The sequence below is a fragment of the Streptomyces sp. RerS4 genome (assembly GCF_023515955.1).
GTDB lineage: Bacteria > Actinomycetota > Actinomycetes > Streptomycetales > Streptomycetaceae > Streptomyces.
Window position 1 is genome coordinate 907,547 of sequence record NZ_CP097322.1, and the last position, 15,393, is coordinate 922,939.

Below are 15,393 nucleotides of genomic sequence, written 5' to 3' on the forward strand. Positions count from 1 at the left end.
GTCGGCGAACCGTCCGACGTCAGCGGCCCAGCGCCGCCATCGCCGCGTTGTGGCCCGGAATGCCGCTGACGCCGCCGCCGCGCACCGCCCCGGCTCCGCACAGCAGGACGGTGGGGTGGGCGGTTTCGACGCCCCAGCGGCCGGGGCCGCCGTCCTGGCCGGCGTAGGGCCAGGACAGGTCCCGGTGGAAGATGTGGCCACCGGGCAGGCGCAGTTCCCGTTCCAGGTCCAGCGGGGTCTTGGCCTCGATGCAGGGGCGGCCGTCCGCGTCGAAGGCCAGGCAGTCGGTGAGCGGTTCGGCGAGGTGTTCGTCCAGTTGGGCGAGGGTGGCCGTCAGCAGCACCTCGCGCGCCTGGTGGTTGTCGTGTGCGAACAGCCGCGCGGGGGTGTGCAGTCCGAACAGGGTGAGGGTCTGGTAGCCCTGTTCCGCGAGGTCGGGCCCGAGGATCGAGGGGTCCGCCAGGGAGTGGCAGTAGATCTCCGAGGGCGGTACGGACGGCAGTTCCCCGGCGGCCGCCTCCCCGTGCGCGCGGCGCAGTTGCTCGTACCCCTCGGCGATGTGGAAGGTGCCGCCGAAGGCCTCGCGGGGGTCCACCGAGGTGTCGCGCAGCCTGGGCAGCCGCCGGAGCAGCATGTTGACCTTGAGCTGGGCGCCCTCGGGAGCCGCGGCGTCCTGCGGATCTTCCCCGAGGAGGTCGGCCAACGCCTGCGGGGAGGCGCCCACCAGGACCGTCCGGCCCCTGACGGAGCCCTCGCCGTTCGCCGTACGGAAGGCCACCTCCACCGGCTTCGTGCCGTCCGGGTGGATCCGTAGCGCCTCGTGCCCGGTGACGATCTCGGCTCCGGCCGCCCGCGCCGCGTCGGCCAGGGCGTCGGTGAGGGCGCCCATGCCGCCGACGGGCACGTCCCAGTCCCCGGTCCCGCCGCCGATGACGTGGTAGAGGAAGCAGCGGTTCTGCGCCAGGGAGGGGTCGTGGGCGTCGGCGAACGTGCCGATCAGCCCGTCCGTCAGGACCACGCCCCGCACCAGGTCGTCGGCGAAGCGTTCCTCCACCGCCCGCCCGAGCGGCTCCTCGAACAGCATCCGCCACGTGTCCTCGTCGTCGACCCTGGCCCGCAGCTCCGCGCGGGTGGGGAGCGGCTCGGTCAGGGTGGGGAAGACCGCGCGGGCCAACCGCCCGGTGGCCCCGTAGAACGCGCGCCAGCTCTCGTACTCCCGCTCCGAGCCGGTCAGTCGGGCGAAGGATTCACGGGTACGGGCCTCCCCGCCGCCGACGAGCAGCCCGCCGCGCCGACCTCCGGGCCCGCCGGCGGCGTAGGGCGTGTACGAGGACACGGTGCGCCGGCGGACCCGGAACCGCAGGCCCAGGTCCTGGACGAGCTTCGCGGGGAGCAGCGAGACCAGGTAGGAGTAGCGCGACAGTCGGGCGTCGACCCCGGCGAACGGCCGCGTGGAGACGGCGGCGCCGCCGGTGCGGCCGAGGCGTTCGAGGACCAGCACCGACCGGCCCGCACGGGCCAGGTAGGCGGCGGCGACCAGGCCGTTGTGACCGCCTCCGACGATCACCGCGTCGTACACCTCGTGCGCGAAACCCCGGGAGCCCGTGAGGGAAGTCATGGCTCTTGGTAACACACCTGGCCCAGCCGCTCCAGACAGTGCGCCTCGTCGGCGTGGGCGAGGACGGTGTCGGGGTGCTCGTCGCCGAGGGAGCGCTCGCGGATGCCCGACAGGTCGCGGTAGATGGGCAGCGCCTCGTCCCAGCGGCCCAGCCGGCCCAGCCCGACGGCCAGTTCGCGGCGGCTGACCAGGGTGTCCGCGTGCTCGGCGCCCAGGACCCGGGCGCGGGCCTCGCCCACCGCGCGGGCCTCGGCCACGGCTTCCTCCCACCGTTCCAGGCGGCCCAGGTTGACGCCGAGGACGTGGCGGGCGCGCAGGGTCTCCGGGTCGCCGGCGCCGTAGGCCCGGGTGCGGTCGCGGACCAGGGCCCGGAAGAGGTCGAGGGCCTCGGCCGCGCGGCCGGTGCGGCCGAGGGCGATGCCGATCTCGTAGCGGGCGGCGAGGACGTCGGGGTGGTCCCGGCCGAGGAAGCGTTCGCGTACGGCGGCCACGTGCCGGAACCCGGCCAGTGCCTCCTCCCAACGGCCGAGCCGGCCGAGGGCGTACGCCGCCTCGTAGCGGGTGTGCAGCGTGTCCACGTGCTCCGCGCCGAGGACGGCGGCCCGGTCGGCGGCCACTTCGGCGGCGGTGGCGTGGGCCTCGGCGTGCCGGCCGAGGGCGCCGAGCGCGCAGGCCAGGTTGTGGCGGCAGCGCAGGGTGTCGGGGTGGCGCGGGCCCATGGTGCGGACGCGGGCGTCGAGCACGGCCTCGTAGCGCTCGTACGCCTCGCCGTGCCGGCCGAGCCGACCGAGTTCGTACGCCTCCTCCTGGCGGGCCGCGAGGGTGTCGGGGTGGTCTGGGCCCAGCACTTTCGCCCGGCCCCGCGCGACGGCCGCGTACACGGCCAGGGCCTCTTCGGGGCGGCCCGCGCGGCTGAGGGCGAAGGCGCGGGTGTGTCCGGCGGCGAGGGCGCCGGGGCGCGCGGAGCCGGCCGCGAGGGTGGTCGGCGCGAACCCGTGGGCGACGGTGAGGCGGGGGTCGTCGGTGGGCGCGGGGCGGGTGATCGACCGCGTGCCGGGGTCGGTGGGCGGGTCGTGCGCGGGTCGGGGCCGCCGTCGGGCGGGCCGCCGTCCAGGAGCCGGTGAGCACCGCCCACTCACCGCTGGCCGGCCGGGCGTCGATCCCGGCCTTGCGTCCGGCCGTCATCCCGGCGGCCCACGCGGGCAGCGGAGGGTGCGCGCCCGCGGCGCGGCCCGCGCCGAGCCGTGCCTCGACCAGGCGCCGGTGCACGTGGCGGGCGTCGCCGGGGCGGTCCTCGGGGCGCTTGGCCAGCAGTTCCAGGACGATCCGCTCGAAGTGGTCGGGCAGCTCCGGCCGGTGCGCGCGCGGCGGTACGGGCGCGGTGTCGCGGTGGCCGACCAGCACGGACCAGGAGTCGCCGAGGTCGAAGGGCGGGGCGCCGGTGGCGATCTCGTAGAGGACGCAACCGAGGGAGTAGAGGTCGCTGCGGTGGTCGACCTCACCGCCCGCGATCTGTTCGGGGGACATGTAGTGCGGGGTTCCCATGGCCATGCCGCCGCCGGTGAGCTTGGCGGTGAAGCCGATGTCGTGGGCGAGGCGGGCGATGCCGAAGTCGCAGATCTTCACGGTGCCGTCGGTGAGCCGCATGATGTTGGCGGGCTTGAGGTCGCGGTGGACGACGCCCTGGTCATGCGTGTAACCGAGGGCGGCGGCCATCTGCTCGGCGATGTCCAGGACCACGTCGACGGGGAGCGGGCGGGCCTCGTTGTCCTCCATCAGCTGGCTGAGGTTGCGGCCTTCGAGCAGCTCCATGACCAAGTAGAGGGGTCCGCCGCCGGCGCTGTCGTCGCCGAAGTCGTGGACGACGGTGACCCCGCGGTGCTGGAGCGAGGCGGCGACGCGCGCCTCACGGCGGAAGCGTTCGCGCAGGACCTGGGTGAAGTGCGCGTCCTGTTCGGCGCCGATCGGCTTGAGGCACTTGACCGCGACCTGCCGGCCGAGCGACTCGTCGCGGGCACGCCAGACCTCGCCCATACCGCCTCGCCCGATCAGATCGAGTGACCGATACCGGCCCTGGATCAGTCTGGACTCCGCCATGTCTTGAAGCCGCCCCCGTCGTCGTGCCGCGCCCTCCCCGGGCGGTCCAGTATGGCCGCTGATGTACGCAGTGTGTACGTCGAGGGGCGACTCCCGGGGCCCAGGCGACGTATCGCCTTCAAGATGTGACCTGGAGGCAGTTGCCAGCGTAGACCTGCGGGAATGCTGCGCAGCACGCGACCGGTGAGGCGTAGCCGCCGGGTGACGGCCGGCGGGGGCGGGGCGGGGCGCCCGTAGAGGCGGTGCGCCCAGTCGGGGAGGGTGTCGTAGGCGAGTGCGGCCAGGGGACGCCACAGCAGGTTTCGGCCAGGGACGAGGAGGGGGTGGACGGGCGGGGCGCGCAGGAAGTCGTCCACGGCGCGGGCGTCGGCCCCGGCGGCGAGGTGGGGTCGGACCTGCTCGAAGTAGCGGGCCAGCTGCCGGGTGTCGGCGGGCACGCCGGCCGGGTCGAGGCCGACGACGCGGGCGTTGACGCGGTTCTCGTCCACGTAGCGGTCGGCCTGATCCGGGGTGAGCGGGACGCCGGAGCGGCGCAGGACGTGCAGGAAGCTGTCGATCTGCGCGCAGTGCACCCACAGGAGGAGCTCCGGGTCGTCCACGGAGAAGCGCTCGCCAGTGTCCGGGTCCTCGGCGGAAAGTCGCCGGTGGATCGCGCGGACCCGCTCGCCGGCGCGTTCGGCGGCCTCGGTGGTGCCGTAGGTGAGGGTGCCGACGAAGTCGGCGGTGCGCAGGAGCCGGCCCCAGGGGTCCTGTGTGAAGTCGGAGTTCCGGACGACGCCGCGCACGGCGCGCGGGTGCAGGGCCTGGAGGTGGAGCGCGCGGACGCCGGCGATCCACATGACCGGGTCGCCGTGGCACTGCCAGGTGACCGACCTCGGGCCGTAGAGCCCGGGGTCCGCGCCCTCGTTCGGGGATCCGTTCATCCGCCCGCCGCCTCCCTGCCGGTGCCTGCCCAGTGGGACGTTCACATCATCTCTCCCTCATCCCGGTCCGGGGTACGATCCGGGAGTGAACAGTCCCGACTCATACCGGTCGATCAGGACGGCGCGGGCGTACGACGCCATGGCCTCCGCGTACATCGCCGTCGCGGAGGACTCCCTCGCCTCCCTCCCGCTCGACCGGTCCGTCCTCGCGGCGTTCGCGGAACTCGTACGGCGTACCGGGACCGGCCCCGTGGCCGACCTGGGCTGCGGACCCGGTTACATGACGGCCCACCTGCGCGACCTCGGGCTCGACGTGTTCGGTGTCGACCTGTCGCGGGCCCTGATCGAGCACGCCCGCCGGGTCCGGCCGGACCTGCGGTTCACCATCGGCTCGATGACCGCGTTGGAGGTCGCCGACGGGGCACTCGGCGGAATCGTCGCGTGGTACTCGATCATTCACGCGCCACCGACCGAAGTCCCGTCGTATTTCACGGAGTTCCATCGCAGCCTGGCCCCGGCCGGCCACCTCCTCCTCGCCTTCTTCGCCTCGGACGGCGAGCCGGTCGCACCCTTCGACCACGCGGTCACCACCGCCTACCGGTGGCCGATCGACGACCTGGCACGGATGGCGACGGACGCCGGCTTCGAGGAGGTGGCCCGCATGCGGCGCCGCCCCCTGGAGGGCGAACGCTTCGAACGGGGACACCTCCTGCTGCGCAAGTCCTGACGGGGAGGGTCAGCCGGGGGCCGAACGGAACCAGTGCTCCTCGCCCGGAGCCACGGTGACCTGGCGTTCTCCCGGCAGGATCAGCGGCAGAGGGCCTTGGGGCCCCTCGGGAACCATGATGCCCAGGCGACCCGGCAGGACCCGGATGCGGATGCCGTGCCGGCCGCGGTAGCAGAACGTGAACGAGAGGCGCGGGATCTCCCGAAGCGGCACCGGGTCGATACGCAGGCCCTCGCCTCCCGCCTCCAGACCTGTGAGGGCGCGTTCGACGAGGTCCAGGGTGCCGGCCATCGCCCCGAGGTGGATCCCCTCGCCCGTGGTCCCGCCCTGGATGTCGGTCACGTCGCTGAGCAGGGCCTCCTCGCAGTACCGCCAGGCGTCCTCCCCGCCCTGGCGGGCGAGGACCCAGCCGTGGACCAGGCTGCTGAGCGTGGATCCGTGGCTGGTGCGCCGGAGGTAGTACGCGACGGTCGCCCGCCACACGGCGTCGTCCAGGCGGTAGCCGAGGCGACCGAACAGGTCGCGCAGGTCGGCGGGCCGAAAGAGGTAGCCGAGCATGAGGGCGTCGGCTTGCTTGGACGCCTGGTAGCGGTTGACCGTGTCGCCCTCGGCTTCCAGGATCCGGTCGAGGCGGCGGATGTCGGAGTAACGGGCGCGGTAGGCCTCCCAGTCCAGCTCGGCCAGCTCCCCGTAACCCTCGAACTGGCTGATCACGCCGGCGTGGAAGGGCACGTACAGGCGACGGGAGACGTCCTCCCACCGGTCGAGCGCCCCGCGGTCGAGGCCGAGGCTGCTGCGGAGCTCCTCGCGTCGGGTGGCCGGCAGGTCGTCGATCAGGTCGAGGCCGCGCGCCAGGACCCACGCGGCGGTCACGTTGGTGTACGCGTTGTCGTCGATGCCGGGCAGCGCCGCGTCGGGGTAGGCGTCGTGGTACTCGTCCGGGCCCAGGACGCCGCGGATCCGGTAGCGCCCGTACGACACGTCGTAGGCGGCGGCCGCCGCCCAGTAGCGGGCGGTCTCCAGGAGCAGTTCCGCCCCGGGGCCGTGCATGAAGCCGGTGTCCCCGGTGGTGCTCCCGTAGCGCCAGACGTTCAGGGCGATGGCCGATCCGACGTGGCGCTGGAGGCGCGAGTGGTCGGGCAGCCAGCGGCCCGACCGGGGATTGAGGTGCAGGGACTGCGTCTCCTCTTCCCCTGAACTGCCGCTCTGCCAGGGGAACATCGCACCCCACATCCCGGCGCGGCGCGCGGCGGTCCGGGCGGCGGGCAGGCGCCGGTGGCGGTACATGAGCAGGGCTCGCGCCACCTCCGGGAAGTGCAGGGTCAGATAGGGCATGACGAAGAGTTCGTCCCAGAAGACGTGACCGCGGTACGCCTCCCCGTGCAGCCCCCGCGCGGGCACGCCGGCATCGAGTTCCGCGGTGTGCGGGGAAAGGGTTTGCAGGAGGTGGAAGTGGTGCAGCCGCAGGATCCGGCCCGCCTCGCCGGGGACACGCGACTCGGCCTGGCTCCACAGGTGTTCCCACGCGGCCCGGTGGGCGGCGAGCAGGGCGGGGAAGGCGGGCGCCGCCTTGACCCGGTCGACGGCGAGGGACAGCGGGTCACCGGGCGGCCGGTCCAGCGAGGTGTACAGGGCGGCCGTCTTCACGACGGTGGCGGAGTGCTCGGGGGTGAGAGGCAGTGCGTACGCCTGCACCGTGGTGGTGGGGGTACAGCCGCTCCGGGCGGAGACGAGCGGCCGGGTCGTGGTCCTGACCGCGAGGCCGATGCCGATCAGCGACGAGGAGGTCCGGCAGGACAGCCACGCCACGCCTTCCGGCTCGACTCCGGAGCGGTGACCGGTGAGGTGACGTCCGTCGAGATGCCGGTACCGCTCGACGCCGGCGTTGATCACGTCGCCGTCGAGGATCGACTCCACCTCGATGTGACCGCTCCACCCGTACGCGCGGAACGTGGTGCGCTGCGCGGCCAGGTGCGCGTCGCCCAGGTGGACGATCCGGGTGTGCGCGACGCCGAGGCGGCGGCCGTTCTCGTCGCGGAACTCCATGCGTCGGGTGAGTGTCCCGGCGCGCAGGTCGAGGACGACGCGGTAGTGCCGCAGCCCCGGTGCGTCCGGCGTCAGCCAGTCGCCCGGTGGACCGTCGTCCGGGAGGCAGCGGTAGCGCAGCCGCGTCCAGTTCGGCAGGTTGACCATGTCCTCGTTGTCGAGTCGCTTCCCCGCCACCTCCGATGTGAGGCGGTTGTAGCAGCCCGCCACGTACGTCCCCGGGTAGTGGACCGGGTCGGCGGACGCCTCCGGCGCGGCGCCGCGGGTGGCGAACCTGCCGTTGGCCAGGGTGCACAGGGCTTCCACCACCCGTTCCGTCTTCGGGTCGTAGGCGTCGTACTCCCACCTCCAGGGGGAGGTCATGGTCGCCCCCGCGACATCGGGCCCGACATCAGGCCCGACACCAGGTCGGGCAGCGGGCTCAGATCGGCGGCCACCACGTCGGCGCCGTGCTCGCGCAGGGCCGCACCCCCGCCGGGCGTCCCGGCGCGGTCGATGCCGACGACCAGGCCGAAGTGGCCGCGCCGGCCCGCGTCCACGCCGGCGAGGGCGTCCTCCACCACGGCCGCGTGCGCGGGCTCCACTCCCAGGCGCCGGGCCGCTTCCCGGAATTCCGTCGACGACGAGCTCGAACGACCCGAGGAGCCCGGCCGCCTCCAGCAGGGGACGGGCATGGCGGGAGGCGGACACGGCAGCGCACCTCACCCCTGCCGCCGAGAGGGCTGCGAGGACCGGCTCCGCGTCGGCGAACGGCTCGACGGCCCGGTCCCGCAGGATCTCCGTGAAGGCCCTTTCCTTGCGGGCCGCGACCGCCCACACCGTGGCGCAGCCGGGTTCGTCGTCGGGTGTGCCCGGGAGCAGGCCGATCCCCCGCGCCGCCAGCAGGTCGGCGGCCCCGCCGTACCGGGGCTTGCCGTCGACCAGTTCCCGGTACTCCCGCTCGGCGTCGAAGGGCGGTTGGCGCGCTCCGCCGGTTCCCCACACCTCCAGGCAACCGTCGAATGCCGCCTTCCAGGCGGCCGCGTGCAGCACCGCGGAATCGAGCAGGACCCCGTCGGTGTCGAAGACGACGGCCCGGATCCGCATCACCGACGCACCACGCGGCGGCCGGTGATCCGGACGAGGGCGACCGGCATCCAGTGCGTACGGCGGCCGCCCGCCCAGGGCAGGGAGCGCGCCACGGCGTCCAGCCGCCGGATGTCCTCGCCGTCGGTGACACCGACGACTTCAACGACTTCCTCCGGCACGTAGCCCTTGACGATGTGCGGGTCGGTGCCGCGGATGGTGCCGGCTTCGACACGGACCACCGCGTCGGCGGCGTCCTTGATGTCGGGGTCCGGAACGTCCTGCCAGGAGATCTGTCCCGGACCGTGGAAGACGAGTGCCTTCATGACGTCGCCCTCCCTTCCTGTCTCGCCGGGTATCGGTCACCTCCGGCCTGACGTCGTGGAACGCGGGCGGGCATGGGCCGGACGGTCAGCCGGCGTTCTGCTGGCCGACCCGGCCGACGTCACCGCGTCGGGGCCCGGCGTCACTCGACAGGCACGTCCGGCCGGACGATCGTCACCGGGCAGGGAGCATGGAGCGCCACCTGCTGGCTCACCGAACCGAGCAGGGCCCTGCGGAAGCCGCCGCGGCCGCGACTGCCCACGACCAGGATGTCGGCGCCCTCGGCCGCGTCCACCAGGACCTCGGTGGCATTGCCACGCACCAGGCGTTCGTGGACCAGGGAGCCGCCCTCCTCGCCGAGGACCGCACGGACCTCCTCGACCAGACGCCGCTCCGCTTCTTCCTCGTCGAATGCGGTATCCACCGCCGGGGCCGACCACGACGCCGTGCCGGGTACGTCCCACGCCGCGACCGCCTCCACTCTCCCGCCCACGAGGCCCGCGTACCGGACCGCCCAGCGCAGCGCGGCCTGGGAAGAGGGCGAGCCGTCGACGCCCACCACGACCCGTGGAGCCCCATCCTGCCTGTCCATCGCCTTCACCTTCCGACGCCCATACCTCCACAGTGTCCGAGCCGCGAACACACCGCCATGCGAGGTTGGCAACCGTTTGATGCCGCTGCCGGAGGAGCCGAAACCTCACTACGACCCGGCGACCACGACGCTGACTCCTTCGGGACTCCACGCGGCCTCTGCCGCACCATCGTGCAGCGCGAACGGGCACATGCGCTTGAAGCGAGCGAGGGGGCCGACCGCTACGGGCTACGCTCACGCAGGCGGAAGCCGGTGACCACGTCGGGCCTGATCCGGACGGCACCTGAAGCCGTGCCCTCGACCCAAGGTCGCAGGAGATGCGCGTAGCGCTCGATCTCGTCCTGATCGGTGACGGCGGTGGCGTAGCCGGTGGCGACCACGCTCCACCCGAGGTGTTCGTCCGGATCGATGTCGTCGGCTTCGTAGGCGACGACGACTCCCGGGCCTTCCTGGGCCGCGAGCAGGGCCGTCAGCGTCGAGCCGTCATGGACGCGGATGATGATGTCGCCGGCGTCGAGGAGGTGGTGGACCGGGCGGACGACGGGCAGCGCGTGGCGGGTGAAGACGATGCGGCCCAGTTCCACGGTGCCGAGCAGTTCCAGCGCCTCAGCCGCGGCGAGTTCCTCCGTCTGCCGCTCCGGCCTGCGGGGCCAAGCCGGACTGCTGATCGTACCGGCCGCATGGATCTCCATCACGGGCACCTTGGTGTAGCGGAGGGACGGCGGGACCGTACCCGCCGATGGCATCTCACGGGGACGTGGTCCCGGGGGCGTGGCTGCGGAGTACCGCGAGCCGCCGGGTGTACTCCTCGTCGTCGATCTCGCCTCTGGCGTAGCGGTCCGCCAGAAGGGTCTCGGCCCCCTTGGCGGAGGCAGTAGGCGGGGCGAGTGCCGTTCGTCCGTCCGTAGCGTCTCGTCTGAGGGCGCGAATTACGAGGGCGGCCGCTGCGATGATCAGGGCCCAGACGATCAGTGTCGTGAGGGAATTGCGAACCAGCCCCAGGCGCCCATGCCGTGACCGTTCCAGTACATCTCACACCTGCCGGATCGAGGGGGCGGGGGCCGCTGTTGGGCCGTCCGCTGCCAGGATCTCCGGCTGCGCCGAGCCGGGGCATGGGCCGATCGGCCCCCGGAGGGGACCAGAGGGTCCCTACATGGATGGGCACCGGCTGCAGAGACTGGAAACGGACTCGACCAAGGAGGCCCGTCATGAGCACCCCCTCCCCCATCCGCTTCGCCGCGGCCATGCCTGCCGACTGCCGGTCCCGCCTGATGGAACTCGCCCGGGAGGTGAACTTCGCCGAAGGTACGCGTCTCTTCCGCGAGGGCGGTCACGCGGACCGCTTCTGGATCGTCCGGTCCGGCACCGTCGCCTTGGACGTCCACGTGCCCGGTCGGCGCGCGGCCGTCATCGAGAGCCTCGGCGCCGGCGAGCTGGTCGGCTGCTCCTGGTTGTTCAAGCCCCCCACCTGGCGGCTCGGCGCCGAGGCGATGACTCCCGTACGCGCGTACGAGTTCGACGCGGCGGGCGTTCGGACGCTGATGGACGCCGACCCCCGCTTCGGCTCGGCCCTCGGGCAGTGGGTCGCGCAGGTCCTCGCCCACCGGCTGCAGGCCGCCCGGGTCCGTCTGCTCGATCTCTACGCGCCCTACGGCAGCGGCAGCTTCCTCTGAATCATTCGCACGGCGAGGAGCCGGTCATGCCCGCATTCCGCTACACCGTCAGTGACGTCATGACACATACCGCCGTCGCGATCGGTCGCGAAGCGTCCTACAAGGAGATCGTCGAGCTGATGCACCAGTGGAAGGTCAGCGCGGTCCCCGTTCTGGAGGGCGAAGGCCGGGTCGTCGGCGTCGTGTCCGAGGCGGACCTGCTGCCGAAGGAGGAGTTCCGCCGTACGGATCCCGCGCTTCCCGACCAGCTGGACGAGGCGTCGAAGGCCGGCGCGGTGCCGGCCGAGGAGCTCATGTCGAGCCCGGCGATCACCGTGCACCCCGACGCTCCCGTCGCCGAAGCCGCCCGGATCATGGCCCGCAGGCGCGTCAAGCGCCTGCCCGTGGTGAACGACCTCGGCATGTTGGAGGGCATCGTCAGCCGCGCCGACCTCCTGAAGGTCTTCCTCCGCACCGACGACGAACTCACAGCCGAGATCAGCGAGAGCGTCGTCAAGCGCCTCTTCCCGCTCTCCCACGAGTCCGTCAAGGTCACCGTGTCCCACGGCGTCGCCAGCCTGACCGGCCAGGTCGGGGACAGCAGCCGGATCCCCCTGGCCGAACCGTCCGGACCAGACACGGCGCGATCGAGCGCGCCACGGCACGCGGTCTGATTCAGGCTAAGTTGCGTCCACAGTCGCTCCACGAGGTGAGGGAACTGATGGGCCGACGACGTCTCCTCGGGAACCTGCTCCAGCGGTACGGCGAGAACGGGCGCCTGCGGCACGCCGTACACGATGCCATCAGCATTGCCGAGCACACTCATCCCGAAAAACCCCTCCTTGTGGCAGCGGCGCGCGAGGCCCGCGAGGAGCTCGGCCGTCGGCATCCCGATGTTTACAAACTCATCCGCAACCTTCTCGAACCACATCTGACGCGGTATGGACGGCTGCGGCTACGGAGCGCTCAAGACAGACAGCAGGTTCGCCGCGAAGTCATGCCGGCCCTCCTGGAACTGGACAGGACCGCAGCTCCACCGAGGCAGCTCCTACACTGATCCTCCCGTCTTCGGCGCCCGGCTACTCGGTCATGAGACCTGCTCAGAGGGCTGGATCGTGGCCCATGACGCGTTGCCAGTCCCGATAGGCGGCAACGGCTGTGGGGAGCGTGGGGAAGATGCGCTCCGGGCCGATCTTCGCTGTCATGCCGTAGGCGTCGAGGGGCCGGCGCAGGTCCTGCTTGACGCGGGCGAGCGCGAACACGATATCCCGTTGGGTAAGTTCGGAGCGCAGGGCCTCGACGGCGTCGAGGGCGGTGATGTCGACCTCGACGTTGGCCTCGGTGTTCAGGACGAACCAGTGCACAGGTTCGTCCTGGACCGCCACCGAGGCCAGCGCCCGGCGGCGGAAGTCCTCGGCGTTCGCGAAGAACAACGGTGAGTCGTAGCGGTAGATGAGGAGGCCGGGAATGGTGCGCGCGCTCGGATAGTCGTCGACGTCGTGCATGCCGGCCAGGCCCGGGACGATTCCCTCGACGGCGTCGTGGGGTCGGGCGACCCGCGTGAGGAGTTCGGCGACGGACAGCGCCACGGCGAGGAGCACGCCGTACAGGATGCCGAGGGCGAGGACGCCGAGTCCGCAGCCGAGGGCGAGCAGGAACTCGCGGCGTCGGAAGGCTGCCAGCCTGCGGAATTCGCTCACCTCGACGAGGCGCAGGGCGGCATAGACGACGATGGCGCCGAGGGCGGCGGAGGGGGTGTGGGCGAGCACCGGGCCGAGGAAGAGGAGGACGCCGGCCACGCAGGCGGCGCCGACGAGGGAGTACACCTGGGTACGGGCTCCCGAGGAGTCCGCGAGGGCGGTGCGGCTGGCGCTGCTGCTGACCGGGAAGCCGTGCAGGACTCCGGCGCCGAGGTTCGCCGCGCCGAGGGCCAGCAGCTCGCGGTTCGCGTCCAGGGGGTGTGGGTCGTCGTGCCGGGCGAAGGCGCGTGCGGTCAGGACCACGTCGGTGTAGCCGACGAGCAGAACGCCGAGAGCCGGGAGCACCAGGGCGGTGAGGTCAGTCAGCCGGGGCAGAACAAAACCCGGCAAGCCGGTCGGGACCGCGCCGATGATGTCGATTCCCTGGTCCTCGTCCAGTGCGAAGACCGTCACCACCGCTGTTGCGAGAACGAGGACAACGAGTGGTCCGGGCAGAGCACGCCACAGCAGAGGCAGGGTGAACAGAAGGAGCAGGCAGCCCGCGGCCATTACGGTCGTGGGCCAGTGCAGGTCGCCGATGTGCCGGAGGAACGAGAAGAGCTGGGGGAAGAACCCCGATCCGCTGCCGCTGGTCCCGGTGAGGCGGGGCAGCTGATCCACGATCATGATGAAGGCGACTCCAGCCAGGTAGCCGACTAGCACGGGCCTGGAGAGAAGGTCGGCCAGGAAGCCGAGCCGGATGGCCCACGCGACCAAACAGAGCAGGCCGACGACGAGGGCCAGGGCTGCGGCGAGCGCCGCGTAGCGCGTGGGGTCGCCGGCTGCGAGCGGCCCGACGGCCACGGCGGTCATGAGGGCGGTGGTCGACTCCGGTCCGACGGACAGCAGGCGCGAGGTGCCGCTCGCGGCATACAGGACCATGGCCGGCAGGACGGCCCACAGGCCGACGACCGGGGGAAGACCTGCCACGCCCGCGTAGGCCATGACCTGGGGGACCAGGTAGGCGGCGACCGTGATCCCGGCCAGGACGTCGCCGCGTAACCAGTTCCTCCGGTAGCCACGGAAGGCGGGCGGGATCGCAGCGATCCGTCCGTGCTTCGGCATGGCACCTCCGGAACTCCATTCGGGCCTGTGCCTCACCATGGTGCCGGGCGGAGGGCTGCAAGGAGGTGAAGCGCGCGAGTGGGCCGACCTCTACGGGCTGCCCTCACGCAGCCGGAAGCCGGTGATCAGGTCGGGCCTGATCCGGATGGCGCCCGATGCGGTGCCCTCGACCCAAGGCTGCAGGAGGTGCGCGTAGCGCTCGATCTCGCTGGGGGCGGTGACGGCGGTGGCGTAGCCGGTGGCTACCACGCTCCACCCCAGGCGTTCGCCTTGATCGATGAAGTCGGCTTCGTACGCGACGACCACGCCCGCATCCCCCTGGGCCGCGAGCAGGGCTGCCAGCGTCAAGCCGTCCTGGACCTGGACGATGATGTCGCCGGCGTCGAGAAGGTGGTTGACGGGGCGCACCGCGGGCAGCGCGTGACGGGTGAACACGATCCGGCCCAGTTCGACGGTGCCCAGCAGCCGCAGCGCCTCGTCAGCGCTGAGCTCTTCCATCTGCCGTCTCGGCATGCTGACGGAAGGCGAGCTGGTGATCGTACCGGCCGGGTCGCTCTTCATCGTGGGCATCCTCGGTCAAGCGGGCGGGACGCCGGTGCCCTTGCCCGCTGTTGGCTTCTCAAAGGGGCGTGGGCCCAGGGGCGTGGCTTCGCAGCACCGCAAGCCGCCGGCTGTACTCCTCGTCGTCGATCTCGCCTCTGGCGAATCGTTCCGCGAGAAGCCTCTCGGCCCCCCTGTCGGAGGCTGCGTACGGCGCGGCTGTTGTGCGCCCGTCCGCACCATCTCGCCTGAGAGCGCGGACCACGAGGACGGTCGCTGCGACGATCAGGGTCCAGACGATCAGCGTGGTGAGGGACATGGCGAACCATCCCCAGGCCCCCATGCCATGGCCATTCCAGTACATCGCGCACCTGCCAGGTGGACGGGTCGACGGCCGCGAGCCGGCCATCTGATGCCAGGATCTCTGGCTGCGCCGTCCTCGGCATGGGCCAGTCGGCCCATAGACGGGACCGGAGGGCCCATGCCTGAGCCGGCGGGAACGCCAAGACTGAAGACGGACTCGAACAGGAGGCCGTTCATGAGCACCCCTTCACCCACCCGTATCTCCGAGGCGCTGCCCGCCGACTGCCGCTCCCGTCTGAATGGAACTGGCCCACGAGGTCAATTTCGACGAGGGGGCCCATCTCTTTCGCGAGGGTGGCCACGCCGATCGGTTCTGGATCGTCCGGTCCGGAACCGTGACCTTGGACGTCCATGTACCTGGGCGGCGCGCCGCCGTCATCGAGAGCCTCGGCGCCGGCCAGTTGGTCGGCTGCTCGTGGCTCTTCAAGCCGTACTCCTGGCGCCTGGGCGCCGAGGCGATGACACCTGTCCGTGCGTACGAGTTCGATGCGGAGCGCGTACGGACGCTGATGGACGCCGACGCCGCCTTCGGCTCTGCCCTGGGCCACTGGGTCGGGCAGGTCCTCGCCAACCGGCTGCAGGCCGCCCGCGTGCGCCTTCTCGATCTGTACGCGCCCTACGGCAGCGGCAGCTTCCTTTGAT

The 15,393-nt window shown here is 72.1% G+C and carries 15 protein-coding genes and 3 pseudogenes; 4 read left to right on the top strand and 14 right to left on the bottom strand.

What is annotated here, in order from left to right; all coding sequences use genetic code 11:
- Nucleotides 1-19 precede the first annotated feature (19 nt).
- The 4 genes and pseudogenes from M4D82_RS04125 to M4D82_RS04140 form a co-directional block, all read right to left on the bottom strand.
- The gene (locus tag M4D82_RS04125; RefSeq protein ID WP_249771445.1) at nt 20-1,618 is read right to left on the bottom strand and encodes a phytoene desaturase family protein; all 1,599 of its coding nucleotides are present in this window, start codon (nt 1,616-1,618) and stop codon (nt 20-22) included.
- Entirely contained in the window at nt 1,615-2,757 is a 1,143-nt protein-coding gene (locus tag M4D82_RS04130; RefSeq protein WP_249764719.1) for a tetratricopeptide repeat protein, read from the bottom strand. Before M4D82_RS04130 ends, M4D82_RS04125 begins: the two co-directional genes overlap by 4 nt.
- A 199-nt stretch (nt 2,758-2,956) precedes the next feature.
- Nucleotides 2,957-3,715, bottom strand: a pseudogene (locus M4D82_RS04135) (serine/threonine-protein kinase); the annotation flags it as partial.
- Nucleotides 3,697-4,638, bottom strand: a complete 942-nt coding sequence (locus M4D82_RS04140) for an oxygenase MpaB family protein (protein WP_249764720.1) — start codon at nt 4,636-4,638, stop codon at nt 3,697-3,699. The pseudogene M4D82_RS04135 and the gene M4D82_RS04140, both read right to left, overlap by 19 nt.
- A gap of 139 nt (nt 4,639-4,777) precedes the next feature.
- On the opposite strand from M4D82_RS04140, the gene M4D82_RS04145 reads away from it, so the two are divergent.
- Complete coding sequence (locus tag M4D82_RS04145) at nt 4,778-5,365, top strand: class I SAM-dependent DNA methyltransferase (RefSeq protein WP_249771447.1); 588 nt, start codon at nt 4,778-4,780, stop codon at nt 5,363-5,365.
- Between the two features lie 9 nt (nt 5,366-5,374).
- On the opposite strand, the gene M4D82_RS04150 is transcribed toward M4D82_RS04145, so the two are convergent.
- From M4D82_RS04150 to M4D82_RS04175, 7 genes and pseudogenes are all read right to left on the bottom strand, one after another.
- Entirely contained in the window at nt 5,375-7,774 is a 2,400-nt protein-coding gene (locus tag M4D82_RS04150; protein ID WP_249764721.1) for a glycoside hydrolase family 65 protein, read from the bottom strand.
- Nucleotides 7,771-7,995, bottom strand: coding sequence for an HAD family hydrolase (locus M4D82_RS04155; RefSeq protein ID WP_249764722.1), 225 nt, complete (start codon nt 7,993-7,995; stop codon nt 7,771-7,773). The genes M4D82_RS04150 and M4D82_RS04155 overlap by 4 nt, the downstream gene beginning before the upstream one ends.
- A gap of 82 nt (nt 7,996-8,077) precedes the next feature.
- A pseudogene (locus M4D82_RS34255) lies at nt 8,078-8,497 on the bottom strand (HAD family hydrolase); the annotation flags it as partial.
- Nucleotides 8,497-8,802 (bottom strand): hypothetical protein, encoded by a 306-nt coding sequence (locus tag M4D82_RS34540; protein WP_502988870.1) that lies wholly within the window; start codon nt 8,800-8,802, stop codon nt 8,497-8,499. The gene M4D82_RS34540 and the pseudogene M4D82_RS34255, both read right to left, overlap by 1 nt.
- Before the next feature lie 140 nt (nt 8,803-8,942).
- Entirely contained in the window at nt 8,943-9,392 is a 450-nt protein-coding gene (locus tag M4D82_RS04165; RefSeq protein WP_249764723.1) for a universal stress protein, read from the bottom strand.
- A gap of 221 nt (nt 9,393-9,613) precedes the next feature.
- Nucleotides 9,614-10,084, bottom strand: coding sequence for a pyridoxamine 5'-phosphate oxidase family protein (locus tag M4D82_RS04170; RefSeq protein ID WP_249764724.1), 471 nt, complete (start codon nt 10,082-10,084; stop codon nt 9,614-9,616).
- A 55-nt stretch (nt 10,085-10,139) separates the two neighbouring features.
- Nucleotides 10,140-10,418, bottom strand: a complete 279-nt coding sequence (locus tag M4D82_RS04175; RefSeq protein ID WP_349637114.1) for an SHOCT domain-containing protein — start codon at nt 10,416-10,418, stop codon at nt 10,140-10,142.
- Nucleotides 10,419-10,600: 182 nt separating this feature from the next.
- Here M4D82_RS04175 and M4D82_RS04180 point away from each other — a divergent pair, with 182 nt between their 5' ends.
- A complete protein-coding gene (locus M4D82_RS04180) occupies nt 10,601-11,065 on the top strand; it encodes a Crp/Fnr family transcriptional regulator (protein WP_249764725.1) in 465 nt (154 codons plus the stop codon).
- Nucleotides 11,066-11,091: 26 nt separating this feature from the next.
- Nucleotides 11,092-11,718 carry a CBS domain-containing protein gene (locus M4D82_RS04185; protein WP_249764726.1) on the top strand — a complete coding sequence of 209 codons (627 nt, stop codon included), beginning with the start codon at nt 11,092-11,094 and terminating at the stop codon, nt 11,716-11,718.
- Nucleotides 11,719-12,144: 426 nt separating this feature from the next.
- Here the strand turns inward: M4D82_RS04185 and M4D82_RS04190 are convergent, their stop codons facing one another.
- From M4D82_RS04190 to M4D82_RS34260, 3 genes are all read right to left on the bottom strand, one after another.
- Nucleotides 12,145-13,848: a SulP family inorganic anion transporter gene (locus tag M4D82_RS04190; RefSeq protein WP_249764727.1), complete on the bottom strand. Its 1,704-nt coding sequence runs from the start codon at nt 13,846-13,848 to the stop codon at nt 12,145-12,147.
- Between the two features lie 90 nt (nt 13,849-13,938).
- Nucleotides 13,939-14,409, bottom strand: coding sequence for a pyridoxamine 5'-phosphate oxidase family protein (locus tag M4D82_RS04195; protein ID WP_249764728.1), 471 nt, complete (start codon nt 14,407-14,409; stop codon nt 13,939-13,941).
- Between the two features lie 58 nt (nt 14,410-14,467).
- Nucleotides 14,468-14,797, bottom strand: a complete 330-nt coding sequence (locus M4D82_RS34260; RefSeq protein WP_349637041.1) for an SHOCT domain-containing protein — start codon at nt 14,795-14,797, stop codon at nt 14,468-14,470.
- 129 nt (nt 14,798-14,926) lie between these two features.
- Between M4D82_RS34260 and M4D82_RS04200 the strand changes: the two are divergent.
- Nucleotides 14,927-15,392 (top strand): annotated as a pseudogene (locus M4D82_RS04200) (Crp/Fnr family transcriptional regulator).
- Nucleotide 15,393: the final 1 nt, after the last annotated feature.